The following is a 704-nucleotide window of genomic DNA, read 5'->3' as shown; positions in this document are numbered from 1 at the left end:
CACGACCAACATCCCGCGCAAGCCTCCCGTTCGAGCCGGAAGGCAGTGTGGATGACTTGTCCTGGGGTCCCGTTTGGACGCCGATTACCCCAAAAACGGGGTCCTTATTCCACGCCTAATCACACATGTGACGAACGCTTCGTGTTAGAAGAGCCCGCCGGCACCGTTCGGCGGAGGCAGAACAATGCCGATGAGTTCACCGATATTCGGTATTCGACGGGCCGAATGCCTTGCGGAGCTGAACGCCTGCATCGTCGAGGCGGAAACCTCGACGTCCGCGAAGGCCGTCACCACCATGATCCTCACGGCGACGGGTTTTGACACCTCCGAGGTCTTGCAGGGGCTGTGGGCCGACATGGACGCCCTGGCAACTTTGCGGGACGTCCGGCGCAGCTTTTTGGTGTAACCCGCTACGAATCCCAATCCCGCTCGTCAGTCGCCATCCGACCGAACGGCTTTCAGCCGCCAGGTGACGAGGTAAGCCTTGTTCATCGTAAGGGTAACGATGGCACCAGCCTCGTTCCATTGGTGGCCTGCCTCCTGAAAAGTGGTCCTCCCTAAGGTATGGCTTCGAGCCATGTGAGCTATGCGGGAGATTGGGTGACGACGGTGTGTTGAAGGCGGCGTATCGAGGCGGGTGTCGAAGCCTGCCAGAACCTCTCAGCGAGAGCGATACGCCATGGAGACACCTACCAACATCGTCC

At 59.9% G+C, this 704-nt stretch carries 1 protein-coding gene; it reads left to right on the top strand.

Annotation, left to right across the window (positions count from 1 at the left end; translation table 11 throughout):
• Positions 1–184 precede the first annotated feature (184 nt).
• On the top strand, positions 185–406 hold the full coding sequence (locus ACP56T_RS21880) for a hypothetical protein (RefSeq protein ID WP_430914112.1): 222 nt from the start codon (positions 185–187) through the stop codon (positions 404–406).
• Positions 407–704: the final 298 nt, after the last annotated feature.

The organism is Methylobacterium endophyticum (assembly GCF_050591105.1).
Classification (GTDB): domain Bacteria; phylum Pseudomonadota; class Alphaproteobacteria; order Rhizobiales; family Beijerinckiaceae; genus Methylobacterium.
This window is presented reverse-complemented; position numbering and strand designations above follow the sequence as displayed.